Origin of the sequence: Acinetobacter sp. NS-4 (assembly GCF_037402435.1) — a bacterium.
GTDB lineage: Bacteria > Pseudomonadota > Gammaproteobacteria > Pseudomonadales > Moraxellaceae > Acinetobacter.
Map to the genome: position 1 here is coordinate 77,949 of NZ_JBBEUE010000003.1, position 21,281 is coordinate 99,229.

A 21,281-nucleotide genomic window follows, 5' to 3' on the forward strand; every position below is an offset into this window, starting at 1 on the left:
ACAACAGATCATTATAATTACATTCCAAACATTATGTAACATCCATTCTATTTTTTAATAAAATATTCATGCTAATAATAATTATATCTGGTTATACAGATTTTATTAAAAGCATATATGAGGTGTAGAGATGACTAATCCAAATCAAACCCAACAACAAAATGATCAACAACGCCAACAGCAGCAACAGAACGACCAACAACGTCAACAACCGGGTCAACAACAGCAGCCTGGTCAGCAACAGCAACAAGATCAGCAACGCCAACAACCTGGTCAGCAGCAAGGCAACATGCCCCAACAGCAGCAACAAGATCAGCAACGCCAGCAAACTGGTCAGCAGCAAAGCAACCTGCAACAACAGCAGCAAAATGAGAATCAACGTCAGCAATCCGGTCAGCAGCAAGATTTTAGACAAAATCAGAATGACCAAAATAATCAACAGAAATAATGAGTTGATTAAGAATTCAATTTCGCACTCTAGACTGTGGAATGGTATTTAATTGCTTAGCGATTAATTCAAAAAAATTAGGAGCTCTACAGAATGACTGATCCCACTTTAGAAAATCAAAACCGTATCTCAAATAGTGAATCTGATCGGTATTGGCGTGAAAATTATACCAGTCGGCCTTATTATCAAGATTTACACCGTGATATTCCAGATATTGATTATGACAAGGATCTATCCTCTGCTTATGAATTTGGAAGAAATTCACGTTCTCAGTACGGCGAGAATGCCCGTTTTGAAGATTCGGAAAATGATCTTCAAAGCAAATGGGAACAGTTTAAAACTACCTCACGCTTAAAATGGGAACATGCAAAACATGCTGTAAAAGATGCATGGGACAGAATGTAGCGGAATAAAAAATTTCACTTCAATTTCCATTCATTAAAAAAGCACCCGAGGGTGCTTTTTTATACTGCTTTTTTATAGAATATTTTTCTGACTAATTGAACATTTGCCCAAATGCATAGATAACATACATCAGCATAAGCGCAGATGACGAAGTTACAAGGAGTTCTATCGCTTTCATAACCCACTCTCACTTCCTTATAGTGGAACACTCTTTATACACTGATAAATTTTGTCAGACAATAACAATTATTGACAATAATGTATCAAAAAATACCAAAAATATAAATATCACATTTTAAAATCAACATTTTCTCTTATCACAAATACAAAATTTTATTGCAAAATATGTCGCTTCATTTTTTAGTAGCATTTGATTTTAATATTTATATATTTTTCAATATTTTAAAAAATAATTCTTTAACTATTTTAACTTCTTTATCTTTGTTAAACTATGCAGATAGTGGATAGGGAAATTAACTTTCCTGTTATTTTTTGATACTCATTTTTGGGTGTGTTCGAGTCGGATTTAAAACTTTGCAACACTTGTCCGCTTCCTTCCCTCTAAACTCACTGCCGCCTACAGATCATCGGTTAGATATTTCATGACTTGCTCTATATGAACTGGAAAGTGAAATTTCAGGCATTAAAAAACCGCCTTAAAGACGGTTTTCCTTTTCCAAGCAGTTATATCTTATTTACGGGAGTATTAAAGCGGAACATCTCATTAATACCCGTATAGAAACTGCGGCCATCAAGGTTCAAATTAATTTCAATACCAGATTCAAGCAAGACTTTCTTGCCTACTTCAACCCATTTAAACCCGTCACGGGTATTTTGCATTTTTTTAACAGGAACCAGCGATACTACAATTTCACGACCATTTACAGATTTTGCGACTAAATTTTCAGTTTTATTCAACATTTACACCAATTTTTTAATACATACAGAAACGCCACCATTGGCATTTCAAAACAACAACCTTAACTTGGGATCACTCAAATGAGTAGAAGCGTCTCTAGCAATTATTAAAAGAGAACATTTTCATGTAAGTCTTATTGTGGAATTTATTATAACAGAAATACTGATTTAATTCTCAAATACATATCAACTATATTAATTATAATTGTATTTAAATATTTCAAGTTTCCTTGTTCTATCTTCACCTATCAACATGCATGTAAATTACTGATAAACCCGCAAATAATCGGCAATCAGGCGTGTCGCCCAAGACTCTGGCTGTTTTACACCTTCATAAAAAATACAGTGACTGCCCTTTTTAGTGGTCACCACTACAATATTGGGCATCTTTTGAATGGCGTCTTTATAAGGTTCCAGATTTCGAATATGACAGACAGGATCATCTTCCGCATTTAAAATCATCAAGGGAATTTTGACATTTTCAAACACATGGATCGGATTTGTAGCCTGATTATAGTCTTCAAAGCTGCTATAGCCCGCCAGTTCAAAATAATGATACTGAAACTCTAATAAATCCTTGGCAGCAAGCACTTTGGGCAAGGAAGGAATTTGTTGCCATGCTTCGCTATAAGGATGAATAAATGCCTCCAACAGCTTTTTCGTCATCAACCTACTATAAAAAGGATGTACATTTTTAAAGCCAAGTTCAGTATCATATCCGGGACATAATGCAAATGCCGCTTTAAATGGGGTGTTTTCACCTTCCTCCCCTAAATAGCGCACTAATAACCCAGTTCCGGCAGATGAGCCGACCGCATATAAAGCAGATTGTGAAAACCTGGTCTGAATATATTGAATCTGTTCACGCAAATCATCGGTAGACCCAAACATGGAAATTTTGGGTACAGGCATGGGTAAATTGGCATGACCACGGCGCAAACATAGGGCGATACGCCATCCGGTATGACGGTGTAAGTCACCCACCAGTTCTGCCATGCTTTCCGGTGTACCGGTGAGCGTATGCATTAACACAATGGTCGGGGTATCTGCTGGCAGATGAAGGCCGTACCAAGCAATGGCAGTCACTCCACCATCCGGCATCTGTAACTGTTCGATGGCATCATAGTGAAGCTGAATGTTTTTCTTTTTGATTAAATCGAAATACAGCAAATGTACATGCGTATTTGCTAACCATGGCGTAGGACGATATTTCTGTTGTAATTGCGGTAAGGCATCAAGCTTTTGCCGGACTTCACCTTGCGGATCACCATACAGTATGGGTAATTCCGCACCGGTAACCTGATCGACAATATCCTGCACAAATTGGCTAATTTTATTGGGCATAAACTTCATATTCGTTTTACCTCATAAAATGATGTAACTCAAAATACTTAGTACGTGTCGCTCCACTCAACCGTTTATATTTTTACTATACTCCTTATGCTTTGGGCATAAAAGCAGCCATACGTTGCCCCATCTGTGCTGCCAATGCTTCCAAGCCGCTCTTGGGACGTAACATCACTTCAAAATCAATAATTTGACCTTGTTCATTAAAACGAATCATGTCTATGCCTTTGAGTTTTTTTTCACCAACATTGGCGGAAAACTCCAGCACTACATTTAATCCATCTTCTGTATAGAATTCACGGTGATAAGTAAAATTTTCAAAGATCTGAATCACGTTGCTCAGAATAAAAAATACCACCTGCTTACCTGGATAAGGCTGATACGCCACAGGTGAACGAAACACCACATCTTCAGCCAGCAGCTCATTCAGAATAGACATATCACGTGTTTCCAGCATGGCATGCCAACGTTGTACCGCTGCTTGAGTCATTATTAAAGCCATTTTTATTTTCCTTATGCTTTTATTTATACAATCCCTCCCTTGCGAAACAATGTTTCTCACCCTTTAAAAAGGGAGGAATAAAGTCCCCCTTTATCAAAGGGGGATTTAGAGGGATTAAATCACGGCTGCCAAATCTGCACCTTGACGAATGGCACGTTTGGCATCCAGTTCACCAGCTTCTTTGGCACCACCAATCAAATGTACATTTTTGCCATCGGCTTGCAGCTGGTCAAACATTGCGGTAAAAGGTTCCTGACCGGCACAAATCACCACATGATCCACTTCCAACACGCTCGGTTGACCATCCACCACAATATGTAGGCCTTGATCATCAATCTTTTCATAACTCGCGCCAGCCACCATTTTTACATCGCGGTGTTTTAATCCGGTACGGTGAATCCAGCCTGTGGTTTTACCCAAACCTGCACCGACTGAGCTTGCCTTGCGTTGCAAGAGATAGATTTCACGCGTAGACGACTCTACCTGTGCCGTTTTCAAACCACCGACATTTTCATAAGTCGTGTCAATGCCCCATTCATTATAGAATTTTTGTGGATTCAGCGTGGCGCTCTCACCTTCATGGCTTAAATACTCTGCTGTATCAAAGCCAATACCGCCTGCGCCAATAATGGCAACACGTTGGCCTACAGCCTTGTGATCTTTTAATACTTCCAGATAAGTCAGTACTTTTGGATGATCAATGCCGTCAATTTCTAAATGACGCGGGCTTACCCCGGTTGCCACCACAATCTCGTCAAAGTCAGACTGGCTTAATGCTTCATAGGTCGCTGAATGATTTAAGAGCAATTTAATATTGGGTTGTAATTCAATTTTACGTTTGAAGTAACGCAAGGTCTCATAAAACTCTTCTTTGCCCGGAATGGTTTTGGCAATATTAAACTGCCCGCCAATCTGGTTAGATGCTTCGAAAACAGTAATTTGATGTCCACGCTCGGCGGCATAAGTGGCAAAACTTAAACCTGCCGGACCCGCACCAATCACCGCAATCTTTTTAGCCTGTGTCGTTTCCTTGAATATCAGTTCCGTTTCATAACAGGCACGCGGATTGACCAGACAAGTGGCAATTTTCATCGAGAAAATATGATCCAGGCAGGCCTGATTACAACCGATACAGGTATTGATTTCATCACTGCGGCCCTGTTCTGCCTTTTGCACAAAGAATGCATCGGCAAGCATGGGGCGTGCCATCGAAATCATGTCTGCATGACCCGAAGCCAACACGTGTTCTGCCATTTCAGGGGTATTGATACGGTTTGAGGTAATCAATGGAATTTTGACCAAACCTTTTAATTTTTCAGTGACCCAGGTAAATGCAGCGCGTGGCACTTTGGTTGCAATAGTCGGAATACGCGCTTCATGCCAGCCAATCCCGGTATTAATAATAGTTGCACCAGCTTTTTCAATTTCTTTGGCCAGTTGCACCACCTCTTCAAAGGTAGAACCACCATCGACCAGATCCAGCATGGATAAACGATAAATGATGATAAAGTTTTCACCCACGGTTTCACGGGTACGCTTAACGATTTCAATCGGGAAACGAATACGGTTTTCATAACTGCCGCCCCACTCATCATCCCGATGGTTAGTGCGTGCAGCAATAAACTCATTAATCAGATAGCCTTCCGAGCCCATGATTTCTACACCGTCATAACCGGCGTATTGCGCCATCTTTGCACAATGGGCAAAGTCATCAATGGTCTGTTGTACCTCAGCAGCGCTTAAGGCATGGGGCTTGCTTGGATTGATCGGTGCCTGAATAGCAGACGGCGCAACCAGCTCAGCCTGATAGGAATAACGTCCGGTATGTAAAATCTGCATGGCAATTTTGCCACCCGCGTCATGCACCGCCTGAGTAATGACTTTATGTTTTTCAGCTTCTTCTACAGAGTCTAATTTCGCCCCGCCCGCAAAGGTCAAACCTGCATCATTCGGTGCAATCCCACCTGTAACAATTAGCCCTACACCGCCTTGTGCCCGTTCTGCATAAAATGCAGCCATGCGTTCATAGCCACGTGGCGCTTCTTCCAGACCTACGTGCATAGATCCCATCAAGACACGGTTTTTGAGTGTGGTAAAGCCTAAATCTAAAGGGGCCAACAAATGAGGGTAATTCGACATATGATCTCCTTGGCGTGCTTTCTCAGCTAGCTATTCGGGGTGCTTAATGCAACTTGTTGCATAATTTATATTCCAGATTTGATTTTTATGCAACATGTTGCATAATGTTCTGGTAAATTTTTACTGACTGAGCCGTTTATGTCCTTAGCCCATGTTTTATTGACCAGCCTGATTGAAAAACCCAGTACCGGGATTGATTTGGCTCGTCGCTTTGACCGTTCTATGGGCTTTTTCTGGAATGCGACCCATCAGCAAATTTATCGTGAACTCAGCGCCATGCAGCAAAAGAACTGGATATCCACGCTTGAAGATCACAGTTCCAATACCCGTAAAAAAACCTATCAGGTTGAAGCGCTGGGACGTGCCGAACTGGCAGACTGGATGCTCAAACAAAGCGCTCCGGCGCAATTACGCGATGATTTAATGGTGCGGCTGCGTGCTGAAGCACAATTGGGTGGCAATACCATACTGCCTGAATTAGAACGGCATTTGCTGTTACACCAAGAAAATTTAAAAATTTACCAAACGATTTTTGCCAAAGACTTTGCCGATGGGCCTGATCAAGACCGTACCCAATTTATTCATAAAATGATTCTGCAACTCGGCATTGATCTGGAAATAGGCTGGATCAAGTGGCTCGAAACTGTTATTCCGCAATTAAAAGCCTTTGAAGATAAGACCTAAATAAAGGATAAGCGTATGCCACACTACCGCATGCTTGATAATGAGCAACTGTTTGTTCGTGAATTTGGACAAGGACAGCCTGTATTGGTCCTGTCAGGTTTAGGCATGCAGAGTTGGCAATGGCTACCTTTTTTATATCCCCATGCCAAAAATCATAAATTTATTATCCCTGAATGGCGTGGTTTTGGCGCGTCTAGTAATTGCCGTATTCCAGATATGGATGCCATTTCCAGTCACTGGCAAGATGTACAATCCGTTATGGCCCAGTTACAACTGGACAAAGTGATTGTGATTGCCTATTCCATGGGTGCAACCACGGCGATGCATGGCATGCAATATGGCAACTTTGCCGAACATATCACAGCCTATTTGCATATTGACCAGACCCCTAAAATTCCGGTGGATGACAGCTGGGCTTATGGACTGTTTGGCGAGCATCATCCGGTCTTTATTTCTATTCTGACTGAGCTATCGCAGTTGCTATCTCAATACCAAAACATCAAATATTTAAAAGATCTGGATAGTAAAGCCCGCCGGCAAATTGCCAAACTCTGGCTACAGTTTATGAGCCTGCAAAATAGCAATAAATACAGTTTAAAGGCCTTTGAATGGGTGTTAAATCAGCCGCGATTACAAAGTTTATTACTACCCTCTAAGCGGCTCGACTATACGGCCTGGTATATCAACAATTATCTGTATCATCAGGAAGATTACCGCGAGGCGATTCAAAAACTGCAATGCCCGGTAACTTTCCTCAGCGGTACTCAATCCAAGCTTTATCCTGTAGAAGGCCAAACCTTGATTGCACAAAGTATTCCACATGCCAAACAGGTTCATTTTGAAAAATCCGGGCACACGCCATTGCTGAGTGAACCGGTTAAATTCGGTCGTGAAATTGCCCAGTTTCTTAAACAGTCCAGGTAAATCGTGATGCATCCTAAAAGTAGCAGCATTAAAAAATGATGCGGTCATATTTAATGGCTTCCAGATCATAGACCTGATAAACACTATCGATTAATGCACGGATATAGTCACTTTCATCATTGTTACGCAGAATTAAAAATACTGGACTGACAGCTGCATCATCAATGATCGGCACATAATCTAAGTGTTTAAATTGCATGGTTGTAGCACTCTCCGGGACAATACAGAGACCTTCACCAGCAGCCACCATACCCAAGGCCAACTGGATATCTTCCACCACAGTTAAATTTTGGGGATTAAGACCATATTCAGAAAACAGGCCTTTCATTTGGGTCGAAAAACTGGGTTTGGGCAAATTGGGATATAGAATTAAAGTTTCATCGACAATATCTGCAAGTCTCAGCCCTTCTTTATGCTGTGCAATAGCATGACTTGAATGCACCGCAACCATTAAAGGTTCTTCACGCAGTAAAATCCGTTTTATATCCGGGTCTGATATACGCACCCGGCCAAAGCAAGCATCAATACGCCCTTCTTTCAGCGCATCGATTTGCTGCATGGCATTCATCTTGACCATTTTGATTTTCAAATGTGGGTGCTGCTGACGAAATAAATAAACCACTCGAGGCAACAGTCCAAACAATAAGGAACCACCAAAGGCAATGGTCAGCGTTCTTTCAATCATGCCTTCACGCATGGTCATGGATTTAAGCTGCTCAGCATTGGCTAACAGCTTGAGCGCCTGCTGATAAAAAAAACGCCCGATTACAGTCGGTTGCAATGGTCGGCTGCCTCGTTCAAACAGCTGAGCACCGAGTTCTGTTTCAAGATTTTGAATTTGACGGCTTAATGGAGGCTGAGCAATAAATAATTTTTCTGCCGCTTTGGTAAAACTCTGTTCTTCTACTACCGCAACAAAATAGCGTAAATGTCTTAATTCCATGACATTTTTCCTTTATTGATCTCTATACATCCAGCCCAAAACCAGCAAGGCAATTCACCGTAGCCAATTCAAAGCACTGAAATTGAACCATAAAGAAAAGCGCTGTTACTGACTATTCCACTTTAGCCTTGCTCTTTCGCTTGCTCTTTTGATAGTCAGATAGAAGAAGATGATTTTATTTTTCAGATATTTATGATTTTCAAATCTTCAATAAAGCAAAGCGGATAACAGCTGATCACGGCGCAGAATAAAAATATAAACCCTGAAGATTGAGCAAATTTGAAATTGACAAATTGCAACGATACCTCTTTAATCTTAGATATTGTTGCATAAATGGAATTCTTAAATGCTGTCTGATCTTGATGATTTTTATTGCTTTGCATTGGTGGTTGAACATGGCGGTTTTAGTGCAGCAGAACGTGCCACGGATATTCCAAAATCAAAATTAAGCCGTCGCGTTTACAATCTTGAAGAACATTTAGGCGTTCGCTTAATCCAGCGCAGTTCCCGCCATTTTGCCGTGACTGAAATTGGCATGAATGTTTATCGCCATGCGCAAGTGATGATGAATGCTGCTCAAGCTGCCCATGATCTGGTGGATCATTTAAGTATTCAGCCGCGTGGAGTAATTAAAGTCAGTCTGCCGGTTTCCATAGCGCAAAATGAAATCGCCAAGATTCTGCCAAAATTTCTGAAAACCTATCCCGAAATTAAAGTACAGCTGATTGTCAGCAATCGCCGTGTCGACATTATCAATGAAGGGATAGATGTGGCATTACGGGTACGTTCCAATTTAGATGATGACCCGAACCTGGTTTTACGCCAATTTGAAAATATCGAACAGCATTTATTTGCCAGTCAAGCCTACCTGAATGAATTTGGGGACTTAAAACAGCCGGAAGATTTAAGCCAGCATCATATTCTTAGCATGTCGGATGAACATTTAGACCAGTATATCGTTGTACATGATGATAAAAACCAGCAGAAAAAAATTAAGGTCAACCCTATGGTAATGGGTTCTGACTTGATGATGCTGGCACAACTGGCACGACAAAATTGCGGTATTGTCTTGTTGCCCGACACCATTGTTCAAGATTATGTTCAAAGTGGTGAATTGGTGCGTGTACTGCCGGACTGGAAAGCACCACACGGTATTTTCCATGCAGTTTATCCTTCACGCCGTGGCTTATTACCCGCTGTCCGTGTCTTTATCGACTATTTGGTGGAACAGCTCAGTAAGCATTAATACTTATGCCTCTGCTTAGAAAAGCAATAAGGCTATCTTTAAACAATTGGAAGATGCCTTTGAATTTTTGATTGCCTTACCATAAAACTACCAACCTTGTCACAAAAATATAAAATTCACTTGAGTAATACAAAATTTTAGGCAAAAAAAAGCTTATCCGAGGTGGATAAGCTTATAAACTTTAAATAAGAAACTACAGCTAGAATCTATAGTTGTATAGTACAAAAAAAAAATATATAAATCTAATATCTAAAATATATTATGAAAAAATAATAAAAATAAGTTTTCATTTAAAATCATAAAATTAGTCTTTAAAGTAATAGATTTTAAAACTTTGTTTGAACATAAAATCAACAATTCTATACCAAAGTATAAAACTATCTATTTCATTTAACTCTTCTCACTTAAATTGCAGGATATGTACCTGTACCTTCTGGCCAAGGAGATAGAAGTTCAAAGCCGGTATCTGTTACTGCAACCATGTGTTCCCATTGCGCTGTCAATGAACGGTCAGCAGTCACTACAGTCCAGCCATCTTTAAGCTCTTTGACACGTGCCTTGCCTGCATTGATCATCGGTTCAATGGTAAAAACCATGCCTTTTTTAAGGATAAGACCTTGTCCTGACTGTCCATAATGTAGAACATTCGGTTGTTCGTGATAGACCTTGCCAATGCCGTGACCGCAGTATTCACGGACGATGCTATAACCTTCGCGGTGCGCAACCGACTGGATGGCAAATCCGACATCCCCCAAAGTTGCGCCCGGTTTCACTGCATGAATACCGGCAACCATCGCTTCATAAGTAGTTTCAACCAGTTTTTTGGCTTCAGGCTTCACCGTACCGACATAATACATGCGACTGGTATCACCAAAATAACCATCTTTAATGATCGCCACATCAATATTGATAATGTCACCATCTTGCAAAATGGTATTTGCAGATGGAATACCATGGCACACTACTTCATTTGGGGAAATACAGGTGGTTTTGGTATAGCCGTAATAACCGACATTGGCCGGAATCACTTTTAAGGTGTTCACAATGAAGTCGTTACAGATGTCATCCAGATATTCTGTGCTTACTCCCGGCTTGATATACTTCCCTATCATTTCTAAAACCTGAGCAGCCAAACGCCCGGAAATACGGAGTTTTTCTAAATCTTGCTCAGTTTTGATGGTAATAGTTGAAGCTTTCATTGCATCATCCTCAAGAATAAGGCTTATGATTATAGTCCTTTTACTTTTATTTTGTTTAATTAGAACAGATAAACAGGATCGTTTTGACCATTTTTTGCAAGTTGGGTGATTGATTTACATACATTTAACCAATCATTATAAAAAAATTAAAATCTACTTAAATAATTAAAAAAGAATAATATTTTATATTTTTATTTTTTTTACCAATTAATCATATATATAATTAAACTTAATTTTTTCCAATTGTTCATTTAGGTAGGTTTTTAAATCACTAAAGTTCATAACCTTCATAAGATAATCTACAAAAAAACGTTCATATCCTCTAAAATTGCCTCTTTTGATCAATCTATCTCCCCTCTATGACAAGTCTCCGTACAAGAGATATTGTTGCCTTAGGTTTTATGACCTTTGCACTTTTTATTGGTGCGGGCAATATTATCTTTCCACCTATTGTGGCTCAACAAGCCGGTGAACATGTATGGCTAGCTGCTTTAGGTTTTCTTATTACCGCAGTTGGTCTGCCTGTTATCACCATTATGGCGTTATCACGTGTAGAAGGATCCATCCAAAATTTAAGTTCCCCTTTAGGTAAAATCGCAAGTCTGATTTTAACTATCGTGTGTTACTTAGCTGTTGGTCCTTTATTTGCAACTCCGCGTACCGCAACGGTTTCTTATGAAATCGGTTTTTCTTCTTATTTTGGTACATCAAGTAGCAGCCTGCTCATTTACAGTGCGATTTATTTTGCGCTGGTGACGGCTATTTCTTTATACCCAAATAAACTCTTAGATACTGTTGGTCATTTCCTTGCACCGTTAAAGATTGTTTCTTTAGCTGTACTGGGTATTGCTGCATTTATGATTCCAGCCGGATTTATTCCGCCTGCAATTAACAACTATGTAACTGCCCCGGTTTCCGAAGGTTTTGTCAATGGTTACTTAACCATGGACACCTTAGGTGCTTTGGTATTCGGTATTGTGATCATTAACGCGATTCATTCACGTGGAGTAATAGATAAAAAACTGGTCACCAAATACGCCGTGATTGCGAGTTTAATCTCGGGTGTCGGTTTAACCCTGGTTTATTTAAGTCTGTTCAAACTTGGTTTAGGTAGCCACGAAGTTGCACCAAATGCTGCCAATGGTGCAGTGATCCTGCATGCATATGTACAACATGCTTTTGGTGATATTGGCTCTCTATTCTTGACTGGCATGATTTTTCTTGCCTGTATGGTGACAGCGATTGGCTTAACCTGTGCATGTGCAGAATACTTCTCAGAACTGACTAAAATTCCTTATAAAATTTTCGTTTTTGTTTTGGTAGGCTTCTCTTTCATCATTTCAAACCTTGGCTTAACCAAACTGATTGCCGTATCTGTGCCTGTGTTGAGTGCCATTTACCCACCAGCCATTGTGGTGATCCTGCTCAGTTTCTTGTGGAAGTATTTCAATAAACCTGCCTATGTTGTTGCCCCGGTAACCGCGATTGCATTCTTATTTGGCGTGCTTGATGGACTTAAAGTTGCAGGTTTTAACTTACCTGAAATCATTCAACATTTACCTTTAAATGCGCAAAATTTAGCCTGGCTTATTCCATCTACTATTGTGCTGATTATGGCTATTTTGATCGACAAAGTTAAAAAATAACCTCAAGTTGATGTCATTAAAATTACGTTTTATCCAAACCTGATTTTAAGCGTAATCAATAAAATGTCATGTTTTACCCAAACAGAATTTTATTGTTTACATTCACATCGGCTTGATATGTTTTGTAACAACTTAAAATTAAATAAAATCAATCACTCCCTTTTTAATTTCTCTCCGTCTGAGCTATAGCAGATTTTTTGCTTAAAGCTTGGCATCAATATTGCTGTTTTTATATCGACTATTGTTGAATATCTTCAATTTTTTTCATTTTGATAATATGTATGAACAGTACAATATTTGATCAAAAAATAGCTCATATTCATATTTTGAATAAGATAAGCATATAGTTTTATGTAATAGCATTGTTTTATGACAAAATAATGACATTGCCTATTGAAATGAGATGAAATTCGAAGTAAAACATTAGAAACTAATCTGACTAAAACAATTAGGTTTAGGTCATAAAATAACCGGAGGGGTGGGGATGTTAACATTACATTTCAATAAGGAAATCTTCATTAACGCTCTAAAAGCAAACAAGAACATGGTCACTTATCTAAGTACCTCAATAGCTTTAGTGGTGACACTCATTATCCATGGATTAATTCAGGGTAATTTAAAGCCTGAATTCTTTATGTATGCTTTTATTGTCTCGGTTGCCTTTTATATTTGGGCGGTGGTCGACCAAAAATATCGTTACCAGAAGCAGAGTAATTCCACAGAATAAAAGATGGGTGAACCCTCACCCATCTTAAAAAAGAACAATAATAAATATTAATCAAATACTTATTTAAAAAATAAAAATCATTAAATTAAAATTTCCCTAATCCCCGCATAGTTCCAAGTAACAATCCTGCTGTCGCACCCAACTCCCCGATCACCAAAAAAATCATCGCACTGCTCAGCATCCATTTTGGCAAATGCCAGCGCCCCATTTGGTGTGGTTGTTTAAATTGATTGGTGGTATCTTTAAGCCAGCCATGTAAGACATAACTTAAAATTGAAAAACTAAAAAAGAACAGATTGATCAGCACAAAAATTAGATTAAGTCCCTCACTCCAAACTGAAAAATAAGCTAAAACTGCAATAATCAGGCTGGCTGGTGCATAGAGCAAGCTACTTCTATGAGCAATATCGACATAATAATGTGCACGTGCCTGTGGAGAATGCCGGATTTGATAATATTTCCATACGCCTGTAAGCATGCCTACCCACAGAAATACCCCACTAAAGATGATTGCCCAGGCAACCGACTGATTTAACATTCCTGTTTCCATTCATATATATCCTTATTTTTAGAGCACTATTTGACTTTAAAGTCATACATTTTACAAGTTTCTTTTTGGAACTTAGATAAAGTAAAACAATGACTTTATGACATTGCCCACTGGAAAATCATGTCTCGATACGAAAATTTAGAAATCCAATGTCAGGATGGCTATACACTACATGCCCGCTTTTATTCACATCAAACTGCGCATGCAAAGTCCTTACCGGTTTTAATTTGTCCAGCAACCGGCATTACCAAACAGTTTTACCATGCCTATGCAACATGGCTGGCAGAGCAAGGTCATGATGTTTTAGTCTTTGATTTTCGCGGGATTGGGGATTCACTGACAGGCCCACTGAAAAAATCCAAGGCCAGTATAGTGCAATGGGGACAACTGGACATTCCTGCTGCCATTGATACCTTACTTACCAAAACAACGGCCCAAAAAGTGATTTTATTAGGTCATAGTGCGGGTGGTCAGCTTTTGGGCATTGTACCTAATTATGAAAAAGTGGCTAAAGTTGTCGCGGTTTCAGGTTCAACTGGACATGTGAAAGGACTCAAAGGTAAAACCAAACTGCTTGCACCAGTAATGTTCCGCGGCATTTTCCCACTTTCCCGTTACACCTTAGGTTATGGCCCGACTCAAGCTATTGGCATGGGTGAAAACCTGCCTAAAGATGTCGCCAAGCAATGGGCACAATTTTGTAGCAAACCGGGTTATGTCATCAATGCGATGGGTAAAACGGTATTTGAAGATTATCATGCAGAAATTAAATGTCCGATTACGGTACTGTGGTCTTCAGACGATGAAATTGCAACCGAAGCTAACGTAAAGGATTTATTACGTTTGTACCCAAATGCAGCGACTGAAATGATTGAATTAAAGCCTAAAAGCTATGAACATAAAGCCATTGGCCATATGCTGATGTTTAAAAAATCGCATCAAAATTTATGGCGGGTGATTGAAAAAGAACTCTCAGCTTAAGCATTTAGACATCGCTAGTTTGATAAATTTGTGTTTTAATACGCTTAGTATGAGATGAGCCTCTTACAGTATGTGCCTTAGATGTGCATACGACTAGCCCCTAACCATGGGGCTTTTTAATGTCTGAAATCAATAGCTTAAAATTAATCGGCGTAAAACTGGCGTAAATACAAAGTTATCCACAGGTAATAACTGCTTATTAGTGTTAATTATATCATCTGCTTTATGAGCGAAATATAGAATTATAAAAATGAAAACATACCTATATTCTCACATTGAACACTGCATGAAATTTGCTGAGCCCTGGAATAAAAAATCTGGTTGGCGGTGTGGCATAGTTGTTTTGATTTTGAGTGGGGTGTGGAGTTAATCTCGATTAATTTAAATCACAGGGATAATTATGAAAATTAATACGAAATACCTTTTAGAATGTTATTTTTAAAATCCCACAGACATTGTAATTATTTTATGTATTAAATAAGTCTAAAGAATTTCACACTATCAGGCTAAAAATTAAAAATGATTCCAGCTTTATAGCAAGGAGACAATCAATGCCGAACTTTATAAGACCTGTATATTTGGGTCTACTTTTCCACCCCATGATGGCAATAAGTATTTGTACTGCTGTACATGCTAATGCGTCCCCTATGGCTCTTAGCTCTCCCAAAGATAATATCTACCCAAATATAGATCGGGGTTTAAGTGAAAGTCTTTATCCTAATGAAACAACCACAGCTGAAAAAATCGCAGACATCATTGAAATGTCGATCCGGAAAGAGTATTCCACAGGGATAGCGCTACGTGATGCACACCCCAAAGCACACGGCTGCGTACGTGCAGAATTTAAGATAGATGAAACACTCCCAAAAAACTTGGCTCAAGGCATTTTTCTTCCTGGAAAAACATATCAGGCCTGGATTCGTTTCTCTAATGGATCTAGTGATGCAAAACAGGCGGATATTAAAAGAGATGCTCGGGGTATGGCGATAAAACTTTTAGATGATGCAGCATCCACACAAGATTTTATTATGATCAATCATCCTGTCTTTTTTGTGAATGATCCATCTCGTTATATGTCATTTATGCAGGATATAAATAGTGACAGATTTCTTAAAAAACTCCATATTCCTTTTGCATTAGGAGCTAAAGGAACTTGGATTGCATTAAATTCTAGAAATAAAATTTCAAATCCCCTGCAAACTCGATATTGGTCCATGGTTCCCTACCAGTTAGGACTAGGTTCTGATCGCCAGGCGGTAAAATACTCTGCTAGAGCTTGCTCAACAGTAATAGACCCTATGCCAGAAAAACCGAGTCATGATTTTCTGAGAGATGCCCTACGAAATAGCCTGCAAAAGGACGATGCATGTATGGAGTTTTTAATACAACCTAGAACATCAAGTACCATGTCAGTCGAGGATTCCATGACCGAATGGAAAGAAAGCCAAGCACCTTTCTATAAGGTAGCAACTATTCGTATTCCCCAACAAGTTTTTGATACGCCTGACCAAAATAAGTTTTGTGAAAACCTCTCCTTTACACCATGGCATACACTACCTGAACATAAGCCGCTTGGAGCAATAAACCGAATGCGTAAAGTGATTTATGATCGTATTAGTCAAGTTAGACACGAGATGAATTCTACCAACAGATTAGAACCGCATTGATACCTAAATAGTACTTATAAGAAAAGCCCTCACTTGAGGGCTTTCATTCTATCCAATATTATTTTTGTTGTTTTTGGGGGTTTTGAGATTGTTCATTTTGTTGCTTTTTAGGGTCTGATTGTTGTTGCTGTTGTTTCTGATCGTTCTGTTGGTTTTGCTGTTGCTGTTGATCAGATTGTTGGTTTGGTTGTTGATTAGCCATTTTAGTTTCCATCCTATAGTTTTGGAATACGCTGCTTTAATAGCAACCTTATCAGGCTACTCTTTAAATTTGCTTATCCAATACCTTGTCTGTATCAATTTGCGTGAATGTAAGTTGAATAAATATAGTGGACTGATCTTTAACAAAACTTTTTCGATGAGGTTAACAATAATTACCTGAATCTCTTATTTTAAAAGCTCCTTTTCTGGCCAAACGTTACTCAATCTTTCGACATCAATTGCGTGGCCATCTGCTTTTTCTGCCAAGCTTCGATTGATGTGTGCTGAATTAACAGGATACTTCCACTTGGTAGATTCTATGCAGCCAACTTGTAAAAGTCTGCTGCCATTTGATTTGGTGTTTTAAAATCTAATCCTTTTTGAATTCTCTGCTGATTATAAAATAGCTCAATATATTTAGTAATATCTGCTTTAACTTCTTCTCGTGTTTTATAATTACGATGATGAACCAATTCATTCTTCAGTATGCCCCAAAAGCTTTCAATAGGGGCATTGTCGTAGCAATCTCCTTTTTTGCTCATTGAACCTTGAAAACCATATTTTTCAAGCATAGTTCGATACTCATGACTGCAATACTGACTTCCTCTATCTGAGTGAACGATTAAACCTTGTCTTAGCTTTTGATTACGAATAGCCATACTTAGAGCATTGCAAACAAGCTCTGCTGTCATACGTTCATTTAAACTATAGCCAACGACCTGTTTCGTATAAAGATCTTTTAAAGCAACTAAATATAGCCATCCTTCACTTGTCCAAATGTAGGTAATGTCACTTACCCACGCTTGATTTGGAACACTCATGTTGAATTCTTGCTCTAACAGATTGCTGTACACAGCACTATTGTGATTACTATTCGTCGTTCTTTTAAAGCGTTTATAGCGCTTACAATAAAGTTGTGTAAGTTTCTTTATGCTACGTACTGCATACTGACTAATTTCAATGCCTTGAGCATGCAAGTACTTGGTCAACCGAATATAACCATAGCTTTCATTGGTTTCTTCATGAGCTATTTTGACCAATAGCGTCTGTTGGTTTCTTTGAATAGCACTTTTGCTCAAGCCACACTTCAACCAGTCATAAAATCTTGAAACTGAAACATGAAGTAGACGAGCCATCATAGCTATTGGGTATACATGTCTTTGCAGTTTCATATATGCGTACCTTACTGACTTTCTTTTGCAAAGTACGCTGCTGCTTTTTTTAGAAATGCTTTTTCCATTTCAGCATTTTGAGTTGTTGCTTCAGCTTCTTGTTTTCTTCAAGCAGGGCTACAAGATCTGGAGAATATTGTTGTGTACCAACTAATGTTCCAGATTTAGCTTTATTGTACCAATTTGAAAGTGTTTGCATGGATATGCGAGCTGCCTTGCTGTTTCTGAGACATTGCCCTTATTTTCTTCAATTACTTTTATGGCTTCAGCTTTAAATTCTGACGTGTAAAAATTTTGCTTTTTTCTCATGGTAAACTCCTGATGAGTAAGTATAGTTTACCAAGTTAAAGTCTCCGCTTTTTTCAGCACATATCAATCATAGTTTCTTTCTTTTATATATCGATCTAAATCACTTCTAATATTACGTAAATCAAAATATGTAGAGCTAATAAAAATTCTTGGTTTTGTCATTTTTATTTTAAAATCAAAGTATTAAGTTAAGCTTAATTTACATTTTATATACCTTAAAAACAATAAAATTAAAAAATAAGGGCTGATTAATCAGCCCTTATTTTTTATTGCTTAACGCTTAATTTTCAAGTAAATCAAAAACTTACTCTTGTGCTAGGGAAAAGCCTTTCGGCTTTTCTTTATCCTAGCTCATTAAGACAATTGAGCAGCAGCAATTTTCTTGGTATCAACATCTTTAGCAGCGTCAGTATAGTCGCCCATTTTGTCGAAGCTTAAGTATTGATAGATGTCAGCAGACATGCTGTCAATTTGAGCTGCATACTGTTGGTATTCTTCTGGAGTTGGTAATTTACCAAGTACAGCAGCAACAGATGCAAGTTCAGCAGAAGCTAAGTAAACGTTAGCGCCTTGACCTAAACGGTTCGGGAAGTTACGAGTAGAAGTCGATACACAAGTTGTATTCGGAGCTACACGTGCCTGGTTACCCATACACAATGAACAACCTGGCATTTCTGTACGAGCGCCAGCTTTACCATAGATGTTATAGAAACCTTCTTCCATCAATTGACGTTCGTCCATACGCGTTGGTGGAGCGATCCACAAACGAGTTGAAAGCACGCCACCAGGAACTTTCTCAAGTAACTTACCAGTTGCACGGAAGTGACCGATGTTCGTCATACATGAACCAACGAATACTTCGTCAATTTTCACGCCTTGAACGTCAGAAAGTAATTTCGCGTCATCTGGATCGTTCGGGCAGCACAGAACAGGTTCAGTGATGGTAGAAAGGTCGATTTCATACACTTTAGTGTATTCAGCATCAGCATCAGCTTTAAGAAGTGATGGGTTAGCCAACCATTTTTCCATGTTCTCAACACGACGAGCCATAGTACGCGCATCGCCATAACCTTCAGAAATCATCCATTTCAACATAGTAATGTTTGATTTAAGGTATTCAGCAACTTTCTCTTCAGAAAGAGTGATTGAACAACCAGCAGCTGAACGCTCAGCAGAAGCATCAGACAATTCGAACGCTTGCTCAACAGTTAAGTCAGTTTCCATTTCTGTTAAGTCGATCTCAAGGATACGACCAGAGAAGATGTTTTTCTTACCTTTCTTCTCTACAGTTAAGTCACCTTGCTGAATCGCAACATAAGGAATTGCATGTACTAGGTCTCGTAGAGTGATACCAGGTTGCATTTTACCTTTGAACTTAACAAGAACAGATTCAGGCATATCAAGTGGCATAACACCAGTCGCTGCAGCGAACGCTACAAGGCCAGAACCCGCTGGGAATGAAATACCAATTGGGAAACGAGTATGCGAGTCACCACCAGTACCAACAGTATCTGGAAGAAGCATACGGTTTAACCAAGAGTGAATAATACCGTCACCTGGGCGTAAAGACACACCACCACGGTTCATGATGAAATCAGGAAGCGAGTGCTGCATTTGAACGTCAACTGGTTTTGGATACGCAGCTGTATGACAGAAAGATTGCATAACAAGGTCAGCAGAGAAACCTAGGCAAGCCAAGTCTTTCAATTCGTCACGAGTCATAGGACCAGTTGTATCTTGCGAACCAACAGTCGTCATCTTAGGTTCACAGTAAGTACCTGGAAGTACACCTTGACCTTCAGGAAGACCACAAGCGCGACCAACCATTTTCTGTGCTTGAGTGAAGCCTTTGCCAGTAGCAGCAGGTTGAACTGGAGTACGGAACAAAGTAGATACAGGAAGACCTAAAGCTTCACGCGCTTTAGTAGTCAAACCACGACCAACGATCAGGTTGATACGACCACCCGCACGAACTTCGTCAAGAAGAACTGGAGTTTTAAGTTCAGCTTCAGCAATAACCGCACCGTCTTTAGACGCAGTCACTTTTGCAGCAGCATGATCGATGTTAAGAACGATTTCATCGCCCATATTCATGTTAGCAACGTCGATCTCGATCGGTAACGCACCAGCATCTTCCATTGTGTTGAAGAAGATCGGAGCGATTTTAGAACCTAAGCAGTAACCACCGTCTTTTTTGTTCGGGATGTGAGCGATGTCGTCACCAAAGAACCAAAGAACAGAGTTAGTTGCAGATTTACGAGATGAACCAGTACCAACAACGTCACCTACGTAAGCAACTTGGTTGCCTTTCGCGATAAGTGCTTTAATTTGGTTTAATGGACCAACTTCACCTGGTTTTTCAGGATTGATACCGTCACGTTCGTTTTTCAACATCGCATTTGCGTGTAACGGGATGTCTGGACGGCTCCAAGCGTCTTGTGCAGGAGACAAGTCATCTGTATTTGTTTCGCCAGTTACTTTGAAAACTGTCAATTTAATTTCAGATGGAACGTCTGGACGTGTAGTGAACCATTCAGCATCAGCCCAAGACTGCATAACAGCTTGTGCATTTGCATTACCTGCTTTTGCTTTATCAGCAACGTCATGGAATGCATCAAATACAAGAAGAGTTTTCTTAAGCGCTTCAGCAGCAAGTTCTGCAAGTTCAGCGTCATCAAGAAGTGCAACTAAAGGTGCAACGTTGTAACCACCAAGCATAGTACCTAGTAAGTAAACAGCACGTTCTTTAGTGATTAAAGGAGATGTTGCTTCGCCTTTTGCCAATGCAGCCAAGAATGCAGCTTTTACATAAGCAGCTTGGTCAACACCTGCAGGAACACGGTTTTCTAGCAAATCAACTAAAAATGCTTCTTCTCCAGCCGGTGGATTTTTTAATAGTTCAACCAAGTCAGCTGTTTGAGCATCGTCAAGTGGCTTCGGTGGGACTCCGAGTGCGGCACGTTCTTCAACGTGTTGGCGGTAAGCTTCTAGCACGGTGTTATTCCTCTTTTTAAAAAATTATCTACGAATTCCAGCTTATTCAAAGCTTCGCAAATAATATGGACTGCTAAATTTTACTAAAATTCCAGTTAAAAGTTAATGCAACTAAAGTGTTTCTTTGTGATGTCCATTATTTTGTAGCTAAATGATGTTCATATTGGTTACACATTAGGCAAACACTTCACTTTCAAGGCTTTTTAATAGCAAAAAACTGAGTTTTACCGGAACATTAAACATAAAAAAGACAACCTAATGTTGCCTTTTTTTCTTCTA

General features: G+C 39.4%; 18 protein-coding genes and 1 pseudogene. 9 read left to right on the plus strand and 10 right to left on the minus strand.

The window, feature by feature from the left end; genetic code table 11:
- Positions 1–130: 130 nt before the first annotated feature.
- Together WAE57_RS03250 and WAE57_RS03255 are read left to right on the plus strand one after the other, a co-directional pair.
- Entirely contained in the window at positions 131–448 is a 318-nt protein-coding gene (locus WAE57_RS03250; RefSeq protein WP_337708185.1) for a hypothetical protein, read from the plus strand.
- Between the two features lie 93 nt (positions 449–541).
- A complete protein-coding gene (locus tag WAE57_RS03255; protein ID WP_237787283.1) occupies positions 542–853 on the plus strand; it encodes a hypothetical protein in 312 nt (103 codons plus the stop codon).
- Positions 854–1,537: 684 nt separating this feature from the next.
- Here WAE57_RS03255 and WAE57_RS03260 read toward each other — a convergent pair.
- The 4 genes from WAE57_RS03260 to WAE57_RS03275 all read right to left on the minus strand — a co-directional run bounded on the left by WAE57_RS03260 (position 1,538) and on the right by WAE57_RS03275 (position 5,759).
- On the minus strand, positions 1,538–1,771 hold the full coding sequence (locus WAE57_RS03260) for a hypothetical protein (protein WP_086175168.1): 234 nt from the start codon (positions 1,769–1,771) through the stop codon (positions 1,538–1,540).
- Between the two features lie 264 nt (positions 1,772–2,035).
- The gene (locus WAE57_RS03265) at positions 2,036–3,124 is read right to left on the minus strand and encodes an alpha/beta fold hydrolase (RefSeq protein ID WP_337708188.1); all 1,089 of its coding nucleotides are present in this window, start codon (positions 3,122–3,124) and stop codon (positions 2,036–2,038) included.
- A gap of 85 nt (positions 3,125–3,209) precedes the next feature.
- Positions 3,210–3,620 (minus strand): nuclear transport factor 2 family protein, encoded by a 411-nt coding sequence (locus WAE57_RS03270; protein ID WP_337708190.1) that lies wholly within the window; start codon positions 3,618–3,620, stop codon positions 3,210–3,212.
- Between the two features lie 114 nt (positions 3,621–3,734).
- Positions 3,735–5,759 carry an NADPH-dependent 2,4-dienoyl-CoA reductase gene (locus WAE57_RS03275; RefSeq protein ID WP_337708192.1) on the minus strand — a complete coding sequence of 675 codons (2,025 nt, stop codon included), beginning with the start codon at positions 5,757–5,759 and terminating at the stop codon, positions 3,735–3,737.
- Between the two features lie 138 nt (positions 5,760–5,897).
- Here WAE57_RS03275 and WAE57_RS03280 point away from each other — a divergent pair, with 138 nt between their 5' ends.
- Both WAE57_RS03280 and WAE57_RS03285 read left to right on the plus strand, forming a co-directional pair.
- The gene (locus WAE57_RS03280; protein ID WP_237787279.1) at positions 5,898–6,443 is read left to right on the plus strand and encodes a PadR family transcriptional regulator; all 546 of its coding nucleotides are present in this window, start codon (positions 5,898–5,900) and stop codon (positions 6,441–6,443) included.
- A gap of 15 nt (positions 6,444–6,458) precedes the next feature.
- Positions 6,459–7,367, plus strand: a complete 909-nt coding sequence (locus WAE57_RS03285) for an alpha/beta hydrolase (protein ID WP_337708195.1) — start codon at positions 6,459–6,461, stop codon at positions 7,365–7,367.
- A gap of 28 nt (positions 7,368–7,395) precedes the next feature.
- Here the strand turns inward: WAE57_RS03285 and WAE57_RS03290 are convergent, their stop codons facing one another.
- On the minus strand, positions 7,396–8,310 hold the full coding sequence (locus WAE57_RS03290) for a LysR family transcriptional regulator (RefSeq protein ID WP_086175149.1): 915 nt from the start codon (positions 8,308–8,310) through the stop codon (positions 7,396–7,398).
- Positions 8,311–8,656: 346 nt separating this feature from the next.
- Between WAE57_RS03290 and WAE57_RS03295 the strand changes: the two genes are divergently transcribed.
- The gene (locus WAE57_RS03295) at positions 8,657–9,556 is read left to right on the plus strand and encodes a LysR substrate-binding domain-containing protein (RefSeq protein WP_337708198.1); all 900 of its coding nucleotides are present in this window, start codon (positions 8,657–8,659) and stop codon (positions 9,554–9,556) included.
- Between the two features lie 404 nt (positions 9,557–9,960).
- Here the strand turns inward: WAE57_RS03295 and map are convergent, their stop codons facing one another.
- Positions 9,961–10,755 (minus strand): type I methionyl aminopeptidase, encoded by a 795-nt coding sequence (gene map / locus WAE57_RS03300; RefSeq protein WP_337708200.1) that lies wholly within the window; start codon positions 10,753–10,755, stop codon positions 9,961–9,963.
- A 359-nt stretch (positions 10,756–11,114) separates the two neighbouring features.
- Here map and brnQ point away from each other — a divergent pair, with 359 nt between their 5' ends.
- Both brnQ and WAE57_RS03310 read left to right on the plus strand, forming a co-directional pair.
- Positions 11,115–12,401: a branched-chain amino acid transport system II carrier protein gene (gene brnQ, locus WAE57_RS03305; protein WP_337708202.1), complete on the plus strand. Its 1,287-nt coding sequence runs from the start codon at positions 11,115–11,117 to the stop codon at positions 12,399–12,401.
- A 484-nt stretch (positions 12,402–12,885) separates the two neighbouring features.
- A complete protein-coding gene (locus tag WAE57_RS03310; RefSeq protein WP_086175145.1) occupies positions 12,886–13,128 on the plus strand; it encodes a hypothetical protein in 243 nt (80 codons plus the stop codon).
- 85 nt (positions 13,129–13,213) lie between these two features.
- Here the strand turns inward: WAE57_RS03310 and WAE57_RS03315 are convergent, their stop codons facing one another.
- On the minus strand, positions 13,214–13,678 hold the full coding sequence (locus WAE57_RS03315; RefSeq protein ID WP_337708205.1) for a hypothetical protein: 465 nt from the start codon (positions 13,676–13,678) through the stop codon (positions 13,214–13,216).
- 120 nt (positions 13,679–13,798) lie between these two features.
- On the opposite strand from WAE57_RS03315, the gene WAE57_RS03320 reads away from it, so the two are divergent.
- Both WAE57_RS03320 and WAE57_RS03325 read left to right on the plus strand, forming a co-directional pair.
- The gene (locus tag WAE57_RS03320) at positions 13,799–14,659 is read left to right on the plus strand and encodes an alpha/beta fold hydrolase (RefSeq protein WP_337708207.1); all 861 of its coding nucleotides are present in this window, start codon (positions 13,799–13,801) and stop codon (positions 14,657–14,659) included.
- A 551-nt stretch (positions 14,660–15,210) separates the two neighbouring features.
- Positions 15,211–16,326: a catalase family protein gene (locus tag WAE57_RS03325; RefSeq protein ID WP_337708208.1), complete on the plus strand. Its 1,116-nt coding sequence runs from the start codon at positions 15,211–15,213 to the stop codon at positions 16,324–16,326.
- Between the two features lie 58 nt (positions 16,327–16,384).
- On the opposite strand, the gene WAE57_RS03330 is transcribed toward WAE57_RS03325, so the two are convergent.
- From WAE57_RS03330 to WAE57_RS03340, 3 genes and pseudogenes are all read right to left on the minus strand, one after another.
- The gene (locus WAE57_RS03330) at positions 16,385–16,528 is read right to left on the minus strand and encodes a hypothetical protein (protein WP_237787272.1); all 144 of its coding nucleotides are present in this window, start codon (positions 16,526–16,528) and stop codon (positions 16,385–16,387) included.
- A gap of 316 nt (positions 16,529–16,844) precedes the next feature.
- A pseudogene (locus tag WAE57_RS03335) lies at positions 16,845–18,008 on the minus strand (IS3 family transposase).
- Between the two features lie 354 nt (positions 18,009–18,362).
- Positions 18,363–21,002 carry a bifunctional aconitate hydratase 2/2-methylisocitrate dehydratase gene (locus tag WAE57_RS03340; RefSeq protein WP_337708210.1) on the minus strand — a complete coding sequence of 880 codons (2,640 nt, stop codon included), beginning with the start codon at positions 21,000–21,002 and terminating at the stop codon, positions 18,363–18,365.
- Positions 21,003–21,281: the final 279 nt, after the last annotated feature.